Annotated in this window: 17 protein-coding genes; 10 read left to right on the forward strand and 7 right to left on the reverse strand. The window is 66.3% G+C overall.

Annotated elements, in window-relative coordinates; genetic code table 11:
- Positions 1 to 100: 100 nt before the first annotated feature.
- The 4 genes from WFK61_RS14855 (at position 101) to WFK61_RS14870 (ending at position 4,881) form a co-directional block, all read left to right on the forward strand.
- Complete coding sequence (locus WFK61_RS14855; RefSeq protein WP_336812868.1) at positions 101 to 1,120, forward strand: putative 2-aminoethylphosphonate ABC transporter substrate-binding protein; 1,020 nt, start codon at positions 101 to 103, stop codon at positions 1,118 to 1,120.
- An 88-nt stretch (positions 1,121 to 1,208) separates the two neighbouring features.
- A complete protein-coding gene (locus tag WFK61_RS14860; RefSeq protein WP_442896308.1) occupies positions 1,209 to 2,354 on the forward strand; it encodes a putative 2-aminoethylphosphonate ABC transporter ATP-binding protein in 1,146 nt (381 codons plus the stop codon).
- Entirely contained in the window at positions 2,351 to 4,066 is a 1,716-nt protein-coding gene (locus WFK61_RS14865; RefSeq protein ID WP_336812870.1) for a putative 2-aminoethylphosphonate ABC transporter permease subunit, read from the forward strand. The genes WFK61_RS14860 and WFK61_RS14865 overlap by 4 nt, the downstream gene beginning before the upstream one ends.
- Positions 4,067 to 4,149: 83 nt before the next feature.
- A complete protein-coding gene (locus WFK61_RS14870) occupies positions 4,150 to 4,881 on the forward strand; it encodes a metallophosphoesterase family protein (RefSeq protein ID WP_336812871.1) in 732 nt (243 codons plus the stop codon).
- 9 nt (positions 4,882 to 4,890) lie between these two features.
- On the opposite strand, the gene WFK61_RS14875 is transcribed toward WFK61_RS14870, so the two are convergent.
- Positions 4,891 to 5,760 (reverse strand): LysR substrate-binding domain-containing protein, encoded by an 870-nt coding sequence (locus tag WFK61_RS14875; RefSeq protein WP_336812872.1) that lies wholly within the window; start codon positions 5,758 to 5,760, stop codon positions 4,891 to 4,893.
- A gap of 299 nt (positions 5,761 to 6,059) precedes the next feature.
- Here WFK61_RS14875 and pbfA point away from each other — a divergent pair, with 299 nt between their 5' ends.
- Together pbfA and WFK61_RS14885 are read left to right on the forward strand one after the other, a co-directional pair.
- Positions 6,060 to 7,421, forward strand: a complete 1,362-nt coding sequence (gene pbfA, locus WFK61_RS14880; protein ID WP_336812873.1) for a (R)-1-hydroxy-2-aminoethylphosphonate ammonia-lyase — start codon at positions 6,060 to 6,062, stop codon at positions 7,419 to 7,421.
- A 7-nt stretch (positions 7,422 to 7,428) separates the two neighbouring features.
- The gene (locus tag WFK61_RS14885; RefSeq protein ID WP_336812874.1) at positions 7,429 to 8,442 is read left to right on the forward strand and encodes a 2-hydroxyacid dehydrogenase; all 1,014 of its coding nucleotides are present in this window, start codon (positions 7,429 to 7,431) and stop codon (positions 8,440 to 8,442) included.
- 2 nt (positions 8,443 to 8,444) lie between these two features.
- Here WFK61_RS14885 and purU read toward each other — a convergent pair whose 3' ends face one another.
- The 4 genes from purU to WFK61_RS14905 form a co-directional block, all read right to left on the reverse strand.
- The gene (gene purU / locus WFK61_RS14890) at positions 8,445 to 9,350 is read right to left on the reverse strand and encodes a formyltetrahydrofolate deformylase (protein WP_336812875.1); all 906 of its coding nucleotides are present in this window, start codon (positions 9,348 to 9,350) and stop codon (positions 8,445 to 8,447) included.
- 15 nt (positions 9,351 to 9,365) lie between these two features.
- A complete protein-coding gene (locus WFK61_RS14895; RefSeq protein ID WP_336812876.1) occupies positions 9,366 to 11,783 on the reverse strand; it encodes a GcvT family protein in 2,418 nt (805 codons plus the stop codon).
- Between the two features lie 74 nt (positions 11,784 to 11,857).
- On the reverse strand, positions 11,858 to 12,628 hold the full coding sequence (locus WFK61_RS14900) for a DeoR/GlpR family DNA-binding transcription regulator (protein ID WP_336812877.1): 771 nt from the start codon (positions 12,626 to 12,628) through the stop codon (positions 11,858 to 11,860).
- A 13-nt stretch (positions 12,629 to 12,641) separates the two neighbouring features.
- Positions 12,642 to 14,102, reverse strand: a complete 1,461-nt coding sequence (locus tag WFK61_RS14905; RefSeq protein ID WP_336812878.1) for an NAD-dependent succinate-semialdehyde dehydrogenase — start codon at positions 14,100 to 14,102, stop codon at positions 12,642 to 12,644.
- A gap of 248 nt (positions 14,103 to 14,350) precedes the next feature.
- Between WFK61_RS14905 and WFK61_RS14910 the strand changes: the two genes are divergently transcribed.
- Entirely contained in the window at positions 14,351 to 15,295 is a 945-nt protein-coding gene (locus WFK61_RS14910) for a carbohydrate kinase family protein (protein ID WP_336812879.1), read from the forward strand.
- A gap of 21 nt (positions 15,296 to 15,316) precedes the next feature.
- Here WFK61_RS14910 and WFK61_RS14915 read toward each other — a convergent pair whose 3' ends face one another.
- The gene (locus WFK61_RS14915) at positions 15,317 to 15,898 is read right to left on the reverse strand and encodes a hypothetical protein (RefSeq protein ID WP_336812880.1); all 582 of its coding nucleotides are present in this window, start codon (positions 15,896 to 15,898) and stop codon (positions 15,317 to 15,319) included.
- Between the two features lie 45 nt (positions 15,899 to 15,943).
- Here WFK61_RS14915 and WFK61_RS14920 point away from each other — a divergent pair, with 45 nt between their 5' ends.
- A complete protein-coding gene (locus WFK61_RS14920) occupies positions 15,944 to 16,393 on the forward strand; it encodes a hypothetical protein (RefSeq protein WP_336812881.1) in 450 nt (149 codons plus the stop codon).
- Between the two features lie 29 nt (positions 16,394 to 16,422).
- Here WFK61_RS14920 and WFK61_RS14925 read toward each other — a convergent pair whose 3' ends face one another.
- Positions 16,423 to 17,109, reverse strand: a complete 687-nt coding sequence (locus tag WFK61_RS14925) for an IS1595 family transposase (protein WP_336812882.1) — start codon at positions 17,107 to 17,109, stop codon at positions 16,423 to 16,425.
- 579 nt (positions 17,110 to 17,688) lie between these two features.
- Here WFK61_RS14925 and WFK61_RS14930 point away from each other — a divergent pair.
- Positions 17,689 to 18,441, forward strand: coding sequence for a hypothetical protein (locus tag WFK61_RS14930; RefSeq protein ID WP_336812883.1), 753 nt, complete (start codon positions 17,689 to 17,691; stop codon positions 18,439 to 18,441).
- A gap of 421 nt (positions 18,442 to 18,862) precedes the next feature.
- On the forward strand, positions 18,863 to 20,578 hold the full coding sequence (locus WFK61_RS14935; RefSeq protein WP_336812884.1) for a hypothetical protein: 1,716 nt from the start codon (positions 18,863 to 18,865) through the stop codon (positions 20,576 to 20,578).
- Positions 20,579 to 20,670 lie beyond the last annotated feature (92 nt).

Below are 20,670 nucleotides of genomic sequence, written 5' to 3' on the forward strand. Positions count from 1 at the left end.
AAGGCCAGCGCAGGCGGAGCGATCCGCCTGCGTTTTTGCATGTCAGGGGAAGAAAACGTCCAAAGAGCGTTCAGGCTGACCATAAAGAGGGGATGAGAACATGAAGAACTGGCTTGCTTCCTGCGTCATCGGCGCCTTCGCACTGGCGCTTCCGGGTGTCGCCCATGCGCAGAAGACGAAGGTGACCGTCTATACCGCCCTGGAGAACGATCAGCTCGGACCATTCAAGGCCTCGATCGAGAAGGCCGTGCCCGAGGCCGAGGTGGTCTGGGTCCGCGACTCCACCGGCGTCATCACCGCTCGCTTCCTCGCCGAGAAGGACAATCCCCGCGCCGACATGGTGATGGGCCTGGCGGCGTCGAGCTTGCTGATGTTCGAGAAGGCCGGCCTGCTCGAAACCTACAGGCCCGCCGGCGCCGACGCGCTGAAGCCGGTCTTCCGCGACGACAAGGAGCCCTATACCTGGACCGGCATGGACGCCTATCTCGGCGTCGTCTGTTACAACACCGCCGAGGCCAAGGGCGTGGCTGTTCCCAGCTCCTGGAAGGACCTGCTCAACCCGGCCTTCAAGGGCAAGATCGTGATGCCGCACCCGGCCTCGTCGGGCACCGGCTATCTGATGGTCGCCGGCTGGCTGCAGAGCATGGGCGAGGCCGAGGGCTGGAAGTTCATGGACGGGCTGCACGAGAATATCGGCGCCTACCTCCATTCCGGCTCGGCGCCTTGCGTCCAGGCGGCGCGCGGCGAGCGCACGATTGGTCTGGCGCTCGACATGCGCGGCGCCTCCGAGAAGAGCAAGGGCGCGCCGATCGAGGTCGTGATCCCCAAGGAGGGTGTGGGCTGGGAGATGGAAGCCAGCGCCATCGTCAAGGGTTCGAAGAACCTCGCGCTCGCCAAGAAGATCGCCGACTGGTCGACGTCCAAGGACGCCAACGAGCTCTACTCCAAGACCTACGCCATCGTCGCCGCGCCCGGCGTCGGTACCAAGCCGGCGAACTACCCCGCCAATGCCGAAGCCGGCATGATCAAGAACGATCTCGGCTGGATGGCCGATAATCGCGACCGCGTGCTCGCCGAATGGTCGAAGCGCTACGAGTCCAAGGCTGCGCCGAAGAACTGAGCCTCTGCCATGCCGCCGCCCGCGCGGGCGGCGGCATGGTCTGTGCAAGACGCAAGAGAAGCCTCGCCTAAGAGAAGCCTCGCCGCCAATGCGGGGCGGATCTCTGCCCGTTCAAATGAAGGCCGGCACGATGTCCAAGACCGCGATCTCCGCGACGACCCCCTTCCTCTCGATCCGTCAGGTCGCCAAGAATTTCGGCGCGTTCAAGGCGCTGCGCGACATCGATCTCGACATCCATCGCGGCGAATTCGTCTGCTTCCTCGGCCCGTCCGGCTGCGGCAAGACCACCTTGCTGCGGGCGGTCGCGGGGCTCGACCTGCAGGATAGCGGCACCATCCATATGGGCGGGCGCGACGTGTCGCGCGCCAGCCCCTCCGAGCGCGATTTCGGCATCGTCTTCCAGTCCTATGCGCTGTTCCCCAATCTCACCGTCGCCGACAATGTCGGCTATGGGCTGGTCAACCGGCGCCGCTCCCGCGACGAGATCGCCAGGCGCGTGAGCGAATTGCTGACCCTCGTCGGCCTGCCTGAGCAGGGCAGGAAATATCCCGTCCAGCTTTCGGGCGGCCAGCAGCAGCGCGTGGCGCTGGCGCGCGCGCTCGCCACCTCGCCGGAACTGCTCCTGCTGGACGAGCCGCTTTCGGCGCTCGATGCCAAGGTCCGTATTCGCCTGCGCGACGAGATGCGCTCGCTGCAGCAGCGCCTCGGCGTGACCACGATCATGGTCACGCATGACCAGGAGGAGGCGCTCGCCATGGCCGATCGCATCGTCGTGATGCGGGATGGCGCGGTCGAGCAGGTCGGCTCGCCCGAGGAGATCTACCGGCGCCCGGCGACGCCCTTCGTCGCCGATTTCGTCGGGCACATGACCTTCATGGATGCGGTCGTCATTGGCCCGGGCAGGGTGCGGGTCGACGAACTCGACCTCGTCGTCGCCAATGCCGCGCCCTTCGCTGCCGGCACGCCCGTGCGGCTGGCGATGCGCCCCGAGGAGGTCCGTACGCGTGGCATCGGCGAGGATACGCCGAACCGTTTCGAGGCGACGATCGGGGACCTTGCCTTCCTCGGCTCCTATTGCCGGGCGCATCTCCAGCCGACCGGCTCGCGTACGACACGGATCGCCGCCGATTTCTCGACCAATGCGATGCGCGATCTCGGCATCGTCCCGGGCCAGGTTCGCGCCGTCGCCTTTCCGCCCGAGGCCCTGCATGTCTTTGCCGGGGAGGGACGATGAGCGATCTCGCACCGCCCCTCACCATGACCGACACGCCCGTAAAAGCAGTGCCGCTGCGGATCAGCGAGCGCCATGTCGCCGGCGCGCTGATCCTGGCGCTCTGCGCGGTGCTCGTCCTGATCATCGCGTTGCCGCTCTGGGCGCTGCTCTCCAAGAGCCTGGAGAACACGGACGGCAAGTTCGTCGGCCTCGCCAATTTCGTCAGCTACGCGACGACGCCCTCGCTGTTCTATTCGCTGCTGAACAGCCTGCTGGTCGCCGGCGTGACGACCGCGATCGTCGTCCCGCTCGCCTTCCTCTATGCCTATGCGCTGCGCCGCAGCTGCATCCCGGCCAAGGGCGCCTTCTACGCCGCGGCGATGATCCCGGTCTTCGCGCCCTCGCTGCTGTCCGGCCTCGCGCTGATCTATCTCTTCGGCAACCAGGGCATGCTGAAATCCTGGATGATGGGCGCCTCGCTCTACGGCCCCGTCGGCATCATCGCGGCCGAGGTGCTCTATTGCTTCCCCCATGCGATGCTGATCCTCGTCACGGCGCTGGCGCTGTCCGATGGGCGCCTGCGCGAGGCAGCGGACGCCATGGGTACCTCGCGCTGGCGCATCTTCCACACGATCACCCTGCCGGGTGCGCGCTATGGCGTGATCAGCGCGACCTTCGTCGTCTTCACGCTGGTCATCACCGATTTCGGCATTCCCAAGGTCATCGGCGGGCAGTTCAGCGTGCTGGCGACGGATGCCTACCGGCAGGTCGTCGGCCAGCAGAATTTCCCGATGGGCGCCGTCGTCGGCATCATCCTGCTAGTGCCGGCCGTGCTCGCCTTCTTCGTCGACCGTGTCGTGCAGCGGCGCCAGAGCGCCATGCTCTCGGCCCGTGCCGTGCCTTACGTCCCCAAGCCGGACCCGCGCCGCGACCTCGCGCTGCTCGGCTTCGTCAGCCTGATCGCGCTAGCCATCGTCGGCCCCTATGCCGTTGCGTTCTGGGGCTCCTTCGTCAAGTACTGGCCCTATAACCTCACCCTGACGCTGGGCAATTACGATTTCTCGGCGGTCGAACCCGATGGCTGGGGGCCTTATCGCAACTCGCTGCTGCTCGCTTCGCTGACGGCGGTGATCGGCACGGCGCTGATCTTCACCGGCGCCTATCTGATCGAGAAGGTGAAGCTCTTTCCGCGCCTGCGGGCCTTCGCCCAGTTCCTGGCGATGCTGCCGATGGCGGTGCCCGGCCTCGTGCTCGGCCTCGGCTATGTCTTCTTCTACAATGCCGGCTGGAACCCGCTCGGCTTCCTCTATGGGACGCTGGCGATCCTGGTGATCAACACCGTCGCGCATTTCTACACGGTCGGGCACATCACGGCGCTGACCAGCCTGAAGCAGCTCGACGGCGAGTTCGAGTCGGTCTCCGCCTCGCTCAAGGTGCCGTTCTGGTCGACTTTCCGCCGGGTGACCGCGCCGATCTGCCTGCCGGCGATCCTCGATATCGCGGTCTATGTCTTCGTCAACGCGTTGACCACGGTCTCCGCCGTGATCTTCCTTTACGGGGCCGACACCAAGCTCGCCTCGATCGCGATCGTCCATATGGACGAGGCCGGCGCCATGGCCTCCGCCGCCGGCATGGCGAGCGTCATCATGGTCACCGCCATCGCCGTGAAGCTGCTCCATGTCGGTCTCGACCAATTGGTCTTCGGCCGCCTGCAGCAATGGCGCCAGCGCTAGGTACGGGTCGCGGCTGCGGGCATTGCCCTGCCGCCGCGACCCGCTAGGCTGCGGAGCCGGACCACTGAGGATTAGGACCAGCCGTGCGCCTTGGAGTGATCGCCGATATCCATGGAAACCTGCTGGCGCTCGAAGCGGTGCTGGCCAAGCTCGACGGCCTATCCGTCGATCGCCTGATCAATCTCGGCGATTGCGCCTCCGGTCCGCTCTGGCCGGCCGAGACCGTCGCGCTGCTGCGCTCGCGCGAGATCAGCCATGTCCGGGGCAATCACGACCGGGTGCTGGGCGCGGCCTCAGCCCTCGGGCTGGGCGAGTCCGACAGCTACGCCTGGCAGGCGCTCGATCCCGAAGCCCGCGCCTGGCTGGCCGGCCTGCCGGTCGAGATCACGGTCGAAGGTGCTCTCTGCTTCCATGCCATGCCGGACCATGACGAAACCTATCTGATGGAAGAGGTGCATGACGGCCATCTCGTGCCATCGCCGATCACGGCGATCGAGCGGCGCCTCGCTGGGCGGACGGCGCCGTTGATGCTCTGCGGGCACAGCCATCTGCCGCGCGCGGCGCGGCTGACTTCCGGCGCGATCGTGCTCAACCCCGGCAGCGTCGGGAACCCGGCCTATCGCGACACCAATCCGGCGCATGTCTCCGAGAGTGGCATGCCGCATGCCCGCTTCGCCGTGGTCACGCTCGGCGCGGAGATCGCGATCGAGCATCATCTCGCCGTCTACGACTGGGCCCATGCGGCCCGCCGTGCCGAGCAGAACGGGCGCGCCGATTGGGCGCATGCCTTGCAGACGGGAACGGCGCTTCCATAGCGCCGGGGATCAGCCGCGCAGGGACCGCGCCAGCCCAAAGAAGGCCTGGATGGCCTTGCTGTTGCGGCGCTCGTGCAGGCAGATCAGCTTCTCGTGCATCAGCAGCGGCGGCCCGTCGAGCGGAATGCGGGCGAGCTGCGGATCATCCTCGCCGAACTCCGCCGCCGAGACGAAGCCGACCCCGCCGCCAGCTGACACGATGGCGCGCACCGCCTCACGGCCTTCCGCCTCGACGGCATAAGAGAGCGCAACACCCTGTTCCGCCGCCCGCTGCTCCAGCAACTGACGCGTGCGCGACCCGCGTTCGCGTATGACCAGCGGCCATGTCGCGAGCTCCTCCAGTGAAAGCGCTGGACGCGCAGCCGCGGGATGGCCCTTTGCGGCAAAGGCGATGATCGGCGAGACATTGAGCGGCAGCACTTCGAAGGGCCGCTCGTCGGCGAGTTCGCCGAGCACGCCGATCTCGGCATCGTAGCCGATCAGCGTCTCGACGATGCTGCCGGTATTGCCCTGCGCGATCGAGACCTGGATGCCGGGATGTCGCTCGCGGAAGGCGGTGAGCACATCGAGCATATGATGCACGGAATCGGCGACGATCCTGAGGGCGCCGGTCCGCAGCGAGCGCTCCTCCTGCAGCAGCTCCAGCGCCTCGCCCTCGGCCCCGAACAGGCGATGCGTGACGGCGAGCAGCCTCTGGCCGGCCGGTGTCAGGACGACCTGCCGATGGCGGCGGCTGAACAGCGCGACGTCGTATTCCTCTTCCAGCTTGCGGACCTGATCCGAAATCGCCGGCTGGGTGAGATTGAGCGCGAGCGCGGCCTTCGAGAAGCCGCCGGACAGCGCGACTTGATGGAAGGCCCGGAGCTGGACATGACGCATGGCGGACGAAGCCTCGAAAAGCCGATCCGGAACGATATCGCTGAAATTTATACTTGGATATGAAATAACGATTTTTCAGATCGATGAAGCGAGAGCATTCTGAGACTAGAGAGCCCGCTAGAGCCTAGTGGTTTTTTCTCGGAACCACGGCGTCATCCCGGACAAGCGGCGAAGCCGCGCAGATCCGGGATCCATTATAGGGCTCCAGCGCCCTCCGATGGATCCCGGGGCAAGCCCGGGATGACGCCGTGGTTCCGAGAAAAACATCAGGCGGCACGGGGAAAAAACGGGACCCTACCATGCGCGTCGAAACCGCCGCCATCGTCCATACCGAAGGCGAATCCAACACCTCCGCAGCGCGCAGCGACTGGTCGGCCGGGATCGGCGATGCCGGAACCCGCGCATTGCTCGCGCGCGACTCCGCCGCCTTCCTGCACCAGAGCCTGTCGAGCCCCTGTCTCACCGCCATCGCCAAGGCGGAGGGAATCTGGATCGAGGATACGATGGGGCGTCGCTACATGGATTTCCATGGCAACAGCGTCCACCATATCGGCTACGGCCACCCGCGCCTGAAGGAGGCGATCAAGGCGCAGCTCGACGATCTCTGCTTCGCGCCGCGCCGCTTCACCTGCGAGCCCGCTGTCGAACTGGCCGAGACGCTTGGGCGGATGGCGCCGGGCGACCTCGGCAAGGTGCTCTTCACCACCGGCGGGTCGGATGCGATCGAGGTTGCGCTCAGGCTCGCCCGCGCCGCGACCGGCCGCTTCAAGACCCTGTCCTTCTGGGATGCGTTTCACGGTGCCGGCTTCGGCGCCTCCAGCGTCGGTGGCGAGGCGACTTTCCGCTCCGGCATCGCCGGGCCGCTGTTGCCGGGCGCCGAGCATGTCGCGCCCTGGGGCACTCGCAACTGCGCCTATGGCCATGACAATCTGGAGGATTCGGCCCGCGCCTGTGCCCGCATGATCTCCTATGTGCTGGCGCGGGAAGGGGATGTCGCGGCGGTCGTCGCCGAGCCGATGCGGGCGACGCCCTATCCGCCAGCGCCGGGCTTCTGGAAGAGCGTGCGCGAGGCTTGCGATCGGCACGGCACGCTCCTGATCTTCGACGAGATCCCGACCGGGCTCGGCAAGACCGGGCGCTTCTTCGCCCATGAGCATGACGAGGTGCAGCCGGACATGGTCGTGCTCGGCAAGGCTCTCGGCGGCGGCATCCTGCCGATCGCAGCGGTCGTGGCGCGGCGCGATCTCGATGTCGCCGGCGGCTACGCGATCGGCCACTACACCCATGAGAAGAACCCGGTCACCACCCGCGCGGCGCTCACGACCATTAACATCATCCGTGAGGAGGGGCTGACCGAGCGTGCCGCCGAGCTCGGCGCCTATGCAATGGAGCGCCTGCGGAATTTCGGCGAGCGCTGCCCGACTGTGGGCGACGTGCGTGGGCGAGGTCTGCTCTTCGGGGTCGAGCTGGTCTCCGATCGCGATGCCTGGACTCCGGACAACGCCCTAGCCGAGCGGGTCTATTATCGCTGCCTCGAAGCGGGCCTGAGCTTCAAGATCAGCCAGGGCAATGTGCTGACCCTGTCGCCGCCGATGGTGATCGCGCGGGCCGATCTCGAACGTGCGCTCGGCATCGTCGAGCAGGCGATCCTGGCGGGCTGAGGGGACGATGATGAAGGCCGTCCGCACCGACCGGGAACTGGAATGCCCGGAGATCGACGCAGGGCTTCGCGCCCGCGGCGTCGAGCTCGTCACGCTTCCCGACGGGATTTCGGAGGAGGCGCTGATGCGGGAGGTCGCCGACGCCGATCTGCTGTTGATGTGCTACACGCCCGTCACCGCGCGGGTGATCGCTGCCGCGCCCAGGCTCAAGGGCATCGTCAAATACGGTGTCGGCATCGACGCGATCGACATTCCGGCTGCGATCGCGCGCGGCATTCCCGTGGTGAACGTGCCCGAATATGCCGAGGAGACGGTCGCTGAGGGCGCTTTCGCCCTGATGATCGCGCTGGCGAAACGCCTGCCGGAGATCGGCGGCGCCATCCAGAGCGAGGGCTGGATCTGGCCGGCCCAGCGCTGGATCGGCCGCGATATCGCCGGGGCGACGCTGGGTTTGGTCGGTGCCGGCAAGATCGGGCGCAGCATGGCGCGGATGGCGGGGCAGGGGTTCCGGGCGCGCGTCCTCGGCTACGATCCGCATGTCGATGCCGAGACGATGGCTGTGGCAGGGATCGAGAAGGTCGACGATCTCCACGCGATGCTCCGGCAATGCGATCTGGTCTCGCTTCACACCGTCCTGAACGACGCGACCCGTCGCATCATCGGCCGGGCCGAGTTGGCCTGCCTCAGGCCGGATACGATCCTCGTCAATGTCTCGCGCGGCGCGCTGATCGACGAGGCGGCGCTGGTCGAAGCGGTGCTGGCGGGGAAGCTCGGCGGCGTCGGGCTCGACGTCTACAGTCAGGAGCCGCTCGTCCGTTCTGGGCACCCGCTCAGCCCGCTTTTCGGCCGCGACGACGTCATTCTGTTTCCGCACCTGACCTTCTTCACGGTCGAGGCGATGCGGCGGCTCTCGGACGACACGCTGGCGCGCTGCTTCGAAATCCTCGACGGCAGGCCGGTCCAGATCCGCTCGCACGATCCGCGCCTGCGGGCACAGACGCGGAACGTCGCCTTCGCTTGATCCTACCGGAAGATCACCGTGCGGCGGCCGGCGAGCATCACCCGGCGCTCGATATGCAGCCGGAGCGCCCGTGCCAGCACGACCGCCTCGATATCGCGCCCGGCGCTGACCAGATCGTCCGGCGCCAGCGAATGATCGGCGCGGCCGACGTCCTGGTCGATGATCGGGCCTTCGTCGAGATCGGGCGTGACGTAATGCGCGGTCGCGCCGATCAGCTTCACGCCGCGATCATAGGCCTGGTGATAGGGCTTGGCGCCCTTGAAGCTCGGCAGGAAGGAGTGGTGGATATTGATCGCCCGCCCGTCCAGCGCCCGGCAGAGATCGTTCGACAGCACCTGCATGTAACGGGCGAGCACGACCAGCGATGAGTTGGTCTCGGCGACGATCTCGAGCAGGCGCGCTTCCTGTTCCGCCTTGGTCGCGGGCGTGACCGGGAGATAGTGGAAGGGAATGCCGTAGCTCTTGGCCAGCGCCTCGAAATCGCGGTGATTGGAGACGATGGCCGGGATTTCGATGTTGAGATTGCCGGTGGCCTGCCGGAACAGCAGGTCGTTCAGGCAATGGCCGAAGCGCGAGACCATCAGGAGCACGCGGGCCGGAGCCGCGGCGTCGATCGCGTCCCAGTCCATGCGGAAGGTGCCGGCGATGCCGTCGAACTCGCGCCGGAATGCGGCCTCGTCGAAGCGCTCGCTGGTCGCGAAGGCGACGCGCATGAAGAAGCGGCCGTCGCGTGGATCGCTGAACTGCGCGCTTTCGAGGATGTTGCAGCCATGGCGGTAAAGCACGCCGCTGACGGCATGGACGATGCCCGGCCGGTCCTCGCAGGACAGCGTCAGGATGCGATCGGGCTTCTGCACCTTGAAGTCCCGCCCGGGGGCGGGAGCATGCGCGGAATGGGCCTCAGTCATGGTCTGGCTTCTCTGCTATGCCTTGCGGTCGAGCGGCGCCGCGAGGCTGGCGCTGACCGGAACTTTGGTGCCGGCGAGGTCGATAGACCAGCTCCGCGCATCGAGCCAGGCCTGGTCGATCGGTTGATCGCCTGAGGCCCAGCCCAGCGCGACGATGCCATCGAGGCTCGCGCCGAACGCGGCCGAGGTGATCTCGCCGACCGGCTTGCCATCCGCGAGGATCGCTTCGCCGCCCCAGGCCATTTGCCCGTTCGGGCGCGGCCCGACAAGAGCGATCAACCGCTTCGCGCGCGGCGCGGCCCTGGCGGCGACGAGCGCCGCGCGGCCGAGGAACTCGCCCTTGCCGAGCTTCACCGCGAAGCCAAGGCCCGCTTCGTAAGGATTCACGTCCGGCGTCAGCTCGCGCCCCCAGGCGCGGAAGCCCTTTTCGATGCGCAGCGAGTCCACGGCGTAGTAGCCGGCATCCACCAGCCCGAGATCGGCCCCGGCTTCATGCAGCGCGTCATAGATCGCGGCGGTGAACTCGACGGGGGCATAGAGCTCGAACCCGTCGCCGAGATAGGAGCGACGGCAGGCCCAGGTCGTGGCATAGCCGATGGTGATCTTGCGGATGGCATTGGCCGGGAAATCCGCGAGTTCGAATGAGGTCGGCGACAGGCGGGCCAGGATCTCGGGCACCCTCGGCCCAGCGAGCGAGAGCACGGCATAGGACGAGGTCACATCCGTCAGCGTCACACCTTCGGGAAGCTGGCGCCTGATCCAGTGGGCGTCGCGCGTCGCCTGGGCGGTGCCGGTAAGCAGGAGATAGGTGTCGGGCGCGATGCGGGCGGCCGTGAGGTCGCTTTCGAACGTACCTCGGGCATTGAGCAAAGCCGTGTAGACGGAGGTGCCGACAGGTACGGCGACATCGTTGGCGGCGAGGCGCTGCAGGGCGGCCTCGGCCTGCGGGCCCTGAAGCAGGAACTTGGCGAAGCTCGACATGTCGACGAGACCCGCCGCCTCGCGGCAGGCGCGATGCTCCGCGGCGACGGTCTCGAACCAGTTCTGGGGCCCGAAGGAATAGCCGATCGTGCGCTCTTCCTCGGTGCGGGCGAAATAGTTGGCGCGCTCCCAGCCCATTTTCGAGCCGAAGACGGCGCCCTTGGCGGCCAGCCGGTCATAGAGCGGCGAGCGCCGGAAGGGGCGGGCGGTGTCGAGCTCGCGGTTCGGCCAGGGCATGGCGTAATGCAGCCCGAGCGTCTCCTTGATGCGGTCCTTCAGCCACGCCGGGTTGTTGTTGAAATCGGCGAAGCGGCGGATATCGACGGGCCAGAGATCGCTCGTCGCCTCACCCTCGACGATCCATTCGGCCAGCGCCCGGCCGGCGCCGCCGGCCGATGCGATGCCCATGGAGTTGAAGCCGGCGCCGACATAGACGCCGGCCACCTCCGGCGCCTCGCCGAGCAGGAAGTTGTTGTCCGGCGTGAAGCTCTCGGGGCCGTTGAGGAAGGTCTTGATCTCGGCGGTCTCCAGCGCCGGCACACGCTGCAGCGCGTTCTCCATCAGGATGCCGAACTGGTCCCAGTCGTCGGGCAGGAGCTGGAATTCGAACGGGTAGGGGATGCCGTCCATGCCCCAGGGCTTCGCATCCGGCTCGAACCCGCCCATGACGAGGCCACCGACCTCCTCCTTGAAGTAGATATAGCCGTCGGGATCGCGCATCACCGGCAGGTCCGGCGAGACGCCCGCGATCTTGCCGGTGACGATGTACATGTGCTCGGCCGAATGCAGCGGCACCGAGACGCCGCACATCTGACCGATCGTACGTGACCACTGGCCGGCGCAGATGACCAGCACTTCGCATTCCACCCGGCCCTGATCGGTCTGCACCGCCTTGACCCGGCCCTTCTCCGTCTCGATGCCAGTGACGCGGATGCCCTCGCGTACGGTGGCGCCGCCGCTGCGTGCGCCGCGCGCCAGGGCCTGCGTGATGTCGGAAGGGTTGGCCTTGCCGTCGCCGGGCAGCCAGACGCCGCCGACGAGATCGTCGGTGCGCATCACCGGCCATTTCTCGCCGGCTTCCTGCGGGCTTAGCTCCTCGATCTCAACGCCCTGCGCGCGCGCCGCCGAGATCGTCCGGCGCAGTTGCGTCATGCGCTCTTCGGTGCGAGCGACCGAGACCGAGCCGCAGCGCTTCCAGCCGGTGGCGAGCCCGGTCTCGTTCTCGAGCGAGGCGTAAAGCTCCGTCGAATAGCGGATCAGGCGGGTCATGCTGGACTGGCTGCGCAATTGCCCGACGAGGCCGGCCGCATGCCAGGTCGTGCCGGAGGAGAGGCGCCCCTGTTCCAGCAGCAGCACGTCGCGCCAGCCGAGCTTGGTCAGGTGATAGGCGACCGAACAGCCGATGATGCCGCCGCCGATGATGACGACACGGGATTGGGTGGGAATGGACATGAGCGCCTCCGCGATGGAAGGCAGCTTAGCGCGCAGAATTCAAAAAACAACAAAAAACCACAAAAACGGTCAATTCATCCGGCGTGAATCCGGACCCCTTGCCCGGCCAGTTTCGCGGCGAGCGGGGCGGGCGGAGCCTGATCGACCAGGAGTCCGGCGCAAGGCCGGTCGCCGCCGATGCGGCTGGGCAGGACGAGCCCGAACTTGCTCTGGTCCGCCATCAGGAAGCCCTGCTCGGCGGCATTCAGAAGGGCTGTCCGGGTCGCGGCGCCGGCGCGGGTATAGTCGGTGAGATGTCCCTCCGGATCGACACCGCCGACGCTGACGAAGGCGAAATCGGCCGAAAGCCGCGCGATGGCCCTGAGCGTCTCCGGGCCGGTGGTCGCATCCTCGTTGCGGTCGAACTCGCCGCCTATCAGGAAGACGCGGGCGCCTCCCAAGCGGCTGACGAGCCGGGCATTCTCCAGCGAGGTCGTATGCACGATCAGGCGCTTGCGGTCGGAGCGTGCCAGCGCGCGCGCCAAAGCCTCGGTCGTCGTGCCGGAATCGAGCAGGATGGTCATGCCGTCGCCGATCAGCGAGACCGCGAGATCGGCGATCGCCTCCTTGCCGGCGCGGTTCACGGTGCGGCGGCTGGCAAAGGAGGCTTCCGAGCGCTCGTTGCGGATGGCGCCGCCATGGACGATGGCGAGCAGGCTCCCGGCCGACAGGGCCTTGAGATCGCGCCTGATCGTCTCGCGCGAGACGTCGAGCGCCTGCGCCAGCTCCTCCACCGTGACAGAGCCCGTCTCATCGAGCTTCGCCAGGATGGCGTGGTGCCGTCGTGCTGCGATGTCGCGCGTCATGGCAGCGGGGCCGCTAGGCGCTGGCCCCGATCCCGCCGATGCAGGTGTATTTCACGTCGAGATAATCCTGCAGGCCGTATTTTGAGCCCTCGGAGCCGAGGCCCGATTCCTTGACGCCGCCAAAGGGCGCGACCTCGGTGGTGACGAGGCCCTCGTTCACGCCGACGATGCCGTATTGCAGCGCTTCCGAGACGCGGAAGGTGCGGCCGAGGTCGCGCGTATAGAAATAGCAGGCGAGCCCATACTCGGTGTCGTTGGCGAACCGGAGCGCCTCCGCCTCGGTCTCGAAGCGGAAGACCGGGGCCACCGGCCCGAAGATCTCCTCGCGCGCGAACTGCATGGCACTGGTCGCGCCCGCGATCACGGTCGGCTCGTAGAAGCTCAGGCCCAGCTCCGAGCGCTTGCCGCCGGTCGCGATGGTGCCGCCCTTGGCCTTGGCGTCGGCGACCATCTCCTCGACCTTGGCGAGCGCCTTCTCGTCAATCAGCGGCCCTTGCGTCACGCCGGCCTCCAGCCCTGAGCCGAGCTTGAGCTTGCGGGTCGCAGCCGCCAGCTTCTCGACGAAGGCGTCGTAGATGCCGGCCTGCGCGTAGAAGCGGTTGGTGCAGACGCATGTCTGGCCGGAATTGCGGAATTTTGCGGCAATCGCGCCCTCGACCGCGCGGTCGAGATCGGCATCGTCGAAGACGATGAAGGGCGCGTTGCCGCCGAGCTCCATCGAGACCTTCTTCACCGTCTCGGCCGCCTGCTTCAGCAGCACCTTGCCGACCGGGGTCGAGCCGGTGAAGGTGATCTTGCGCACGAGCGGGTTGCCGGTGAGCTCGCCGCCGACGATGCGGGCGTCACCCGTCACGACATTGACGACGCCGGCCGGGATGCCGGCCTTCTCGGCGAGGATGCCCCAGGCCAGCGCCGAATAGGGCGTCTGCGACGCGGGCTTGGCGACGACGGTGCAGCCGGCCGCCAGCGCCGGGCCGATCTTGCGGGCCAGCATCGAGGAGGGGAAGTTCCAGGGCGTGATCGCGCCGACCACGCCGAGTGGCTGCTTGGTCACGATGATGCGCCGGTCGGCCCAGGGCGAGGGGATGACGTCGCCATAGACGCGCCGTGCCTCTTCGGCGAACCAGAGCACATAGGCCGCGCTCATGCCGACCTCGCCCTTGGCTTCGGCCAGCGGCTTGCCCTGCTCGCGGGTCAGAAGCTCGGCGAGCGCGTCCTGATGCTTCAGAATTTCGTCGGCGAGCTTGCGCAGCAGCACCGCGCGCTCCTGCGCGGTCTTGGCGGCCCAGGCCGGGAAAGCGGCATGCGCGGCCTCGATCGCGGCGCGCGTCTCCTCGACACCGGCCGAGGGAACTTTACCGATCAGCTTGCCGGTGGCGGGATCGGTGACGTCGATCGTTCCTCCCGATGCCTTGTCCAGCCAGCGCCCGCCGACGAGGATCGCGTCGCGCTTGAAATCGCTCCACTGGGACATGGTTCAGCCTTTCGGAAATGCGGGCAGGCACAGCCTCGCGCCCTCGTGCTGAGCGAGGCGTCTGTCGGCGAGGTGCTTCGGGCGGGATGTCACCGGTCCTTTCTAGTCCGCGGCCGGCGCCCTGTGAACCGCCGCGCGGCAGGTCGGGGCTGCTTTCCGCGCCGGTCTGAAGGCTGCCGTCACGGCTTCCCGCGGAGCGCCGCCTGCTGTTCAATGAGCACGATGATGACGAGCGAAGGCCGGTGGGCATGATTCTGGTCTGTGGCGAGGCGCTGGTCGATCTCTTCGTCGATGCCGGGGAGGGGGCTGTGAGGCCGGCGCGGGTCGTGGCCGGCGGCTCGCCCTTCAATGTTGCGATCGGCCTCGCGCGCCTCGGCATCGAGGCGGCGTTCCTAGGCGGGGTCTCGCGGGACGGCTTCGGCGGCATGCTGACCGACCAGCTGGCGCGCGAAGGGGTCGATTGCCGCTATCTTGCCCGGACGGACCGGCTGACCACGATCTCCGTCGTGTCGACGGGCAAGGACGGCCATCCCGGCTATTCCTTCCACGGCGAGGGTGCGGCCGACCGCTCACTCGTTGCCGCCGACCTGCCGCCTGTCCTGCCCGATGCAATCCGGGCCCTGACCTTCGGCTCCTACACGATGGCGGTGGAGCCGGTGGGCTCCGCCCTTGCCGCGCTTGCCGAGCGGGAGCGCGGCCGGCGCGTGATCAGCGTCGATCCCAATCTCCGCCCTACGGTGATCGGCGACATGGCGGGGTGGCACGGGGCGGCCGAGCGCTTCTACCGCATGGCGACGCTGATCAAGGCTAGCGACGAGGACATCCGGATCGCCTGGGACGGCCAGCTCACCATGGCAGAGGCGGCGGCCTATTGGCTGGACCTTGGCGCGGAGCTCGTCGTCGTCACGCAAGGTGGGCAGGGGGCCACGGCCTATTCCGCGGCCGGCCAGGTTTCGGTGCCCGGCCACAAGGTCGCGGTGCGGGATACGGTGGGGGCGGGCGACACCTTCCATGCCGCGCTGCTGGCGCGCCTCGCCCAGACCGGCCGGCTGGAGCGGGAGGCGATCGCGGCGCTCGACCGGGAGGCTCTGGCCGGGCTGCTCTCCTATGCCACGGCCGCGGCGGCGATCACGGTGACGCGGCGCGGCGCCGATCTCCCGACGGCCGCTGAGGTCGAGGCGGTGCTGCGCTAGCGAGGCGACCGGGCGCGGCGGCTACTTGTCCGGCGGGATCATGGCGGCCTCCAGAAGCGGCATCAGGTCCCAGATTCGGCGGTTGAGCGCATGAAGGTCCTGGATGACGCGCGCGATCGCTTCGAGCCTCTCGTCATCGACGGGCTTGCGGATGCCGAAGCGCAGGTTCCCGCGGTTCTCCTCCACCTTCATGTGCTGGGTATGGGTGATCTCGCCGTCGGCATCGATGACGAAGGTGGCGTGGCTGAGATCGTTGCGCAGCCGCGTCGCGGCCGAGAAGCGCTCGACGATGTCGTTGAGCTCGCCGCGCAGCGCCTTGTCGAGCGGTGCGATCTTGGCGAGGCGCTGCACGAGGTCGAGGCGCGCGCGCGTGGTGTTCAGTGTCGCGAAGACGATGGCGGCGGCGCGCTCATCCGTGCCGAGCAGCAGCATCAGCACGTAGATGAACAGGCTCTCGTCGTTCGACCATGCAAGATTCAGGTCGCCTACCAGGTTCATGAAGGCTAGCCTGCGCTCGGAGGAGCGCCGCGCCGAGACGATGGTCAGCGCGTCGAAATCCGGGCGGGGCGGCAGGACCGAATTTCCCTTCGCGGGCCTGCGCATAAGCACCCCCTATTGCGGCGAGGTTTCGGGTCGGGCGGGGCCGCCATGTTCGAACTGGTCAAGATGCGCAGGGCACGGAGACTGGCTCACGCCACGCTCGAACCGTTCCTGCACAGGGGCTTGGGCGGCAGCGACGGCTTGCAGGCGGGCGACTGGCTTCATCCGCAGATCATCGGCTTCCTTGCGACGCTTGTCACGCTGCTCGCGCAGCGCGCCTGCGGCCCGATGCGCGACCACGCGCTCGCGGCCGTGCAGTCTGACGTTCTCAACGCCGTGACGGGGATCGGCCCCGAACTGATCGGAGAGGAAATCTGCCTGTGGAGCAGCCGCGGCGACCCTGCCTTTGCCGCAGGCGCCGTGGGGGCGGCCACGTTTCTGGAGGCCATGGCAGGCAACATCGAGCCAGAAAGCGGCGAAGCGCCCGATCCGACCTTGGCCCTGCTCTGGGATGAGCATGTCGGACATCTGCTCGCGCGGTCGCAGCGCAGGCTGTAGTTCGTGCTGACCATCCTTTGCGCTGCCGCCTAGCTGCTCACATCCTTCAGCCGCTGGCGTTCCAGCGGCTCCTCGGGCTCGTCGAAAAGGCTCAGCTGCAACTGCTGCTCCCCGATAGACACGGGGCTTCGTGGCGCCGGTTGCGCGGGCTGCGATAGCAGGCGGTTCAACGCGTCGAGAAAGGCAATGTCGCTGCAGGGCGACGCGAGATTGTCGAGAGCGTGGAGGAAACGCTCGTAGCGGGCCCGATAGACCGCTTGCCCCGGCTGGGGTGGGGAGGTCGCCTCCGGCAGGGGCGCCCTGATCTCGATGGGCGGTCGGGCTTCGCGTGGAAAGGGGGTGGCGTGATCCTCGCTGGCGGCCACCCCCGCTGCGATCTTGCCTTTCAGATGCCACGCCGTCCTGACGGAGACGCCGAGGATTTGCCCGAGCTTCTGGGAACTCAGGCGCTGGCGGCTCGATATCAGCAGATAGAGGCCCTGCAGCCAGACATGCAGCGGCACATGACTGTTCTGGAAGATCGTGCCGTGTCGGACGGTGAACGGCTTGCGGCAGGCATAGCATTTCCAGGTGCCGATCGAGCTGCTCAGCCCGCTGAGCCGGCCGACGCGGGATCTTTCCTGGCAATGCGGACAAACCGGGCCATCCCGCCAGACCAGGGCCTCCAGCGAGAGAAAGGCGGCTCGTTCGTCGTGCAGGCGGACGGCATACGGCATAGCCAGCCTCCAGCGCGGAATGGGACGGACCTTGGGTCGCTAAAAGTCAACAATCGGTTAACGCAGGGTAATTATTCAGCACATTGACGGTTATGCCTTGTCATGGCTCTTTATAGCAACGGATTGCCTTCGAGGAAACAAAAATCACCGAAGGTGGCTGAGATTAAGCCCTGAAATCACGAGATTTTTATGACGACGCCCACGCGATATGCGTTGGTTTCGAAGGTTTCGTATTTTGATTTTTCAAAAGTTAATGGAAGTTAACTCATGTATATACCATGAGTTCTATGTCTTTGCTGTTTGTTCCGGTGCTGCGAGTCAGGGCAAAAATAACAAACATGGCCGCTATCGGAATGAATGTTCCACAATCATCAGTGAGGAGGCAGGCCAATGATTTAGAAAAGCGACCATCCGGGCCAACTGCCCGGAAACGGAAGAACACTTCGCCGAAGCGGCGAAGTCGATGCCAAATAACCGGCTTTTCCCTTCAATCGACATCGTTTGTGACGGGACGCGCACCGCAGAAGAGAGGCGCGGAACCGGCAAGCAGCGATGTCTCCTGAACAACAGGAGCGTGTCATGAGTGGTAACGGTGGTGGCAACGGCCACGGCAACGGCAATGGTCACGGCAATGGCAATGGTAACGGCAATGGTCACGGCGGTGGCGGTGGCGGTGGCGGCGGAATGGGCGTCGACACCGATGCCTGGAATGCCAATGTCAACGGCAACCTGAACGCCAACGGCAATCTCAATGCCAACGGCAACCTGAATGCCAACGGCAACTTCAACTATAACGAGGTCGAGACCCACGTTAATACCTGCGTCGATGTAAAGGTGAAGGTCGATGTCGAGGTTCCGGCGTGCGAAACGCCTGCCCCGGCTCCGTACGACCCCGATACGATCGATATCGAATCCATCAGCAACATCAGCAGCTCGATCATCATGCCGGATGTCGTCTGGCAATCGGTCACGACCGGCAACGCGTTCAATCTCGACCAGGTCAACAACCTGACCGACAACGACACGCTGTCGGACCCGGACGTCACCTACAACGCGGGTGGCCTGGCCGATGACTGCTGCTATTCCTGCAGCGCGGATCCGAATTCGGTCGGCGACTTCACCCTGTCCGCCAGCGCGGTCGGTGGCGCTACAACGGCGAGCGGCAACCAGATCCAGGGCGATGACGGCGACTTCGGCGGTGCGGGCGCTGCCTCGTCCGCAGTGTCCATCAACCAGGAAGCCTTCACCCAGTCGATCGTTCAGGGCGCGAACATTCAGTTCAACTCTGTCGATGTGGACATGGTCGCAGGGAACGCGGTCGACGGCCTGTAAGCCTTGACCAGACCAGAGGACCGCGCGGGTTTGCCCCGCGCGGTTTTCGCTCTGGAGTGCTCTCCCCTCATGCGCGCGATGCGCGTGGACTCTTTCCGCCCGGTGCGAGCCGGACGCAGCGGAGGATTGTGCCATGCATGCCGGCGGCTTCACCGAAACCATCTGGCACTTCATCGGGTATCTGCATCTCGCGGATTCCGTGGCGCGCGCCTCCACTCTCTATGAAGGCGATCCGCAACCGCACGCTCCTCCGGAAGCCCACGGTCTCCCGTTCGAACCACTGCGCGGCCTTGCTTTCGATGAGCTCGTCTCGCTGCCAACTGCGGCCTATGAGGCGGCGGCGCCGCGCGCATCCGATAGCCCGGATTACGATTTGTCGCCGGCAGGCTTTGCAGCGGCGGGTCACCTCCCGCCATCTTTCGTGCTCCCTTTGAAGCGCATCCCGTTTGATGGCGACGACCATGGCTTCGCCATGCGCGCCCCGCCGAAGTTCATTACCGTCGAGTACCGGCAGGGCGGGCAGGAGACCCTGCTCCAGATTCGCCAGGTCAATACCCAGAACGATCGCGACCTCACCACCTCGGATGAGATCCGCAATGCCGACGGAAGCCCGGTGATTCCGGAGGAACTCGACCTTGGCAATCACCTGAACTCACTACTCGGGCAGGCGAACGCCGTCGCGCCCGAGGGCATTCCCGATATGATGAGGGCTCTCGATCTCGGGACCGGGGACGCCATCGCGATGATCTGGGATCGCGATGCGGCCTGGGCCGAGACCGGCACTCCCTATTCCGATGGCAGGCCGACCACGACGGCTCCGGAAGGGCGCATCGTCGATGGCGTCGCCGACGCGCCCGATCCCTATGAACCGACTTCGGCAGATTTCGCGCCCTGGCGGCCGGCCGAGCCGGAGGAGGGCGCCGAGGAGCCGGTCGTAACCTCGGTGGAGGCGAATCTGGACATCACCGGCCCGACCGGAGGCGTCGCGACATTGGCCGAGACCGGACTCAACGCGCAGACCAACGCCGCCTTGATATTCGATGTCAATGAGGCCGTCGGCTCGATGATGGTGAGCGGCGACTACTTCTATTCCCGTGGCATCGTCCAGGTGAACGTCCTGGTCGACAACGACCATGTCGACATCGCCGTCGCCGGCGACCTGAACCCGATCGTGAAGACCGCGGGCAACGAGGTCCACAACATCGCCGAGTTCATCACCCATGAATCGACGATCAGCGTTCGCGGCGCGGCGGCCACCTCGCATTGGGTCGTCGACGTCATGCCGGCCGACTTCTACGACGTGAAGACGGTCGTCCAGTTCAACGGGCTCGACGACAACGACCGGGTGGTCCAGGCGGAGGGCGGCACCTATTTTAATCTCGGCACCGGTGAGAACCAGCAGTTCAACCTGGCCAAGGTCTCCGGCATCGACAGCTACGACATCATCATCATCGGCGGCGATTATCACCGCGCGGACTGGATCTACCAGTACAACATCGTACTCGATCCCGATTACGCCAAGCTCTACAGCACGGCCGGTGAAGACAGCGAGACGACCGTCACCACCGGTTTCAACAGCCTGATCAACCAGGCCACGATCGAGAGCTACGACGCCCACGCCTTCAAGCCGATGCTCGATGCGCATCACGAGCTGATCGGGCTTCTCGCCGCCGGTGAGACGATCCTTTTGCCCAATGGCGACTGGCAGCTCTACGGCAGCGCCTCCGGCACCCTCAAGATCCTCTACGTTCCCGGTGACTACTACGACATCAATGTCATCACGCAGGTGAATGTCCTCGTCGATGGCGATCAGGCCATTCAGGCGAGCGCCAATGCGGGGACGGAGCAGGGCGTGGCGGCCGGCGCGAACAGCCTGCTCAACGAAGCCTACATCGTCGATGCCGGCCTGCTCTCGACCTCTAATTATCTCGGCGGCGACGCCTATGAGGAGGCGGTGCTGATCCAGGTGAACATCGTCACCGACAGCGACACCGTAACGATCCACGATACGAGCACGCTGGTGCCGGAACTCGTCGCCTTCGCCGAGCACGCGGCACAGGAGCCGGAGCCCGACTGTCTGCCCGCGCCGACGGTCGATCACCAGCAGGACCACCTGACATCGAACATCATGGTTTGAGGCGCAAAAAACCAGGACGGGGACGGGGCATGAGCGAGAAAAGCGAAGCATTGCAGCCAGCTCAATCCCCGCAGGCGGGGCCCCCGCCGGTT

Source organism: Allobosea sp. MMO-172 (assembly GCF_037147855.1).
Taxonomy (GTDB): Bacteria; Pseudomonadota; Alphaproteobacteria; order Rhizobiales; family Beijerinckiaceae; genus Allobosea.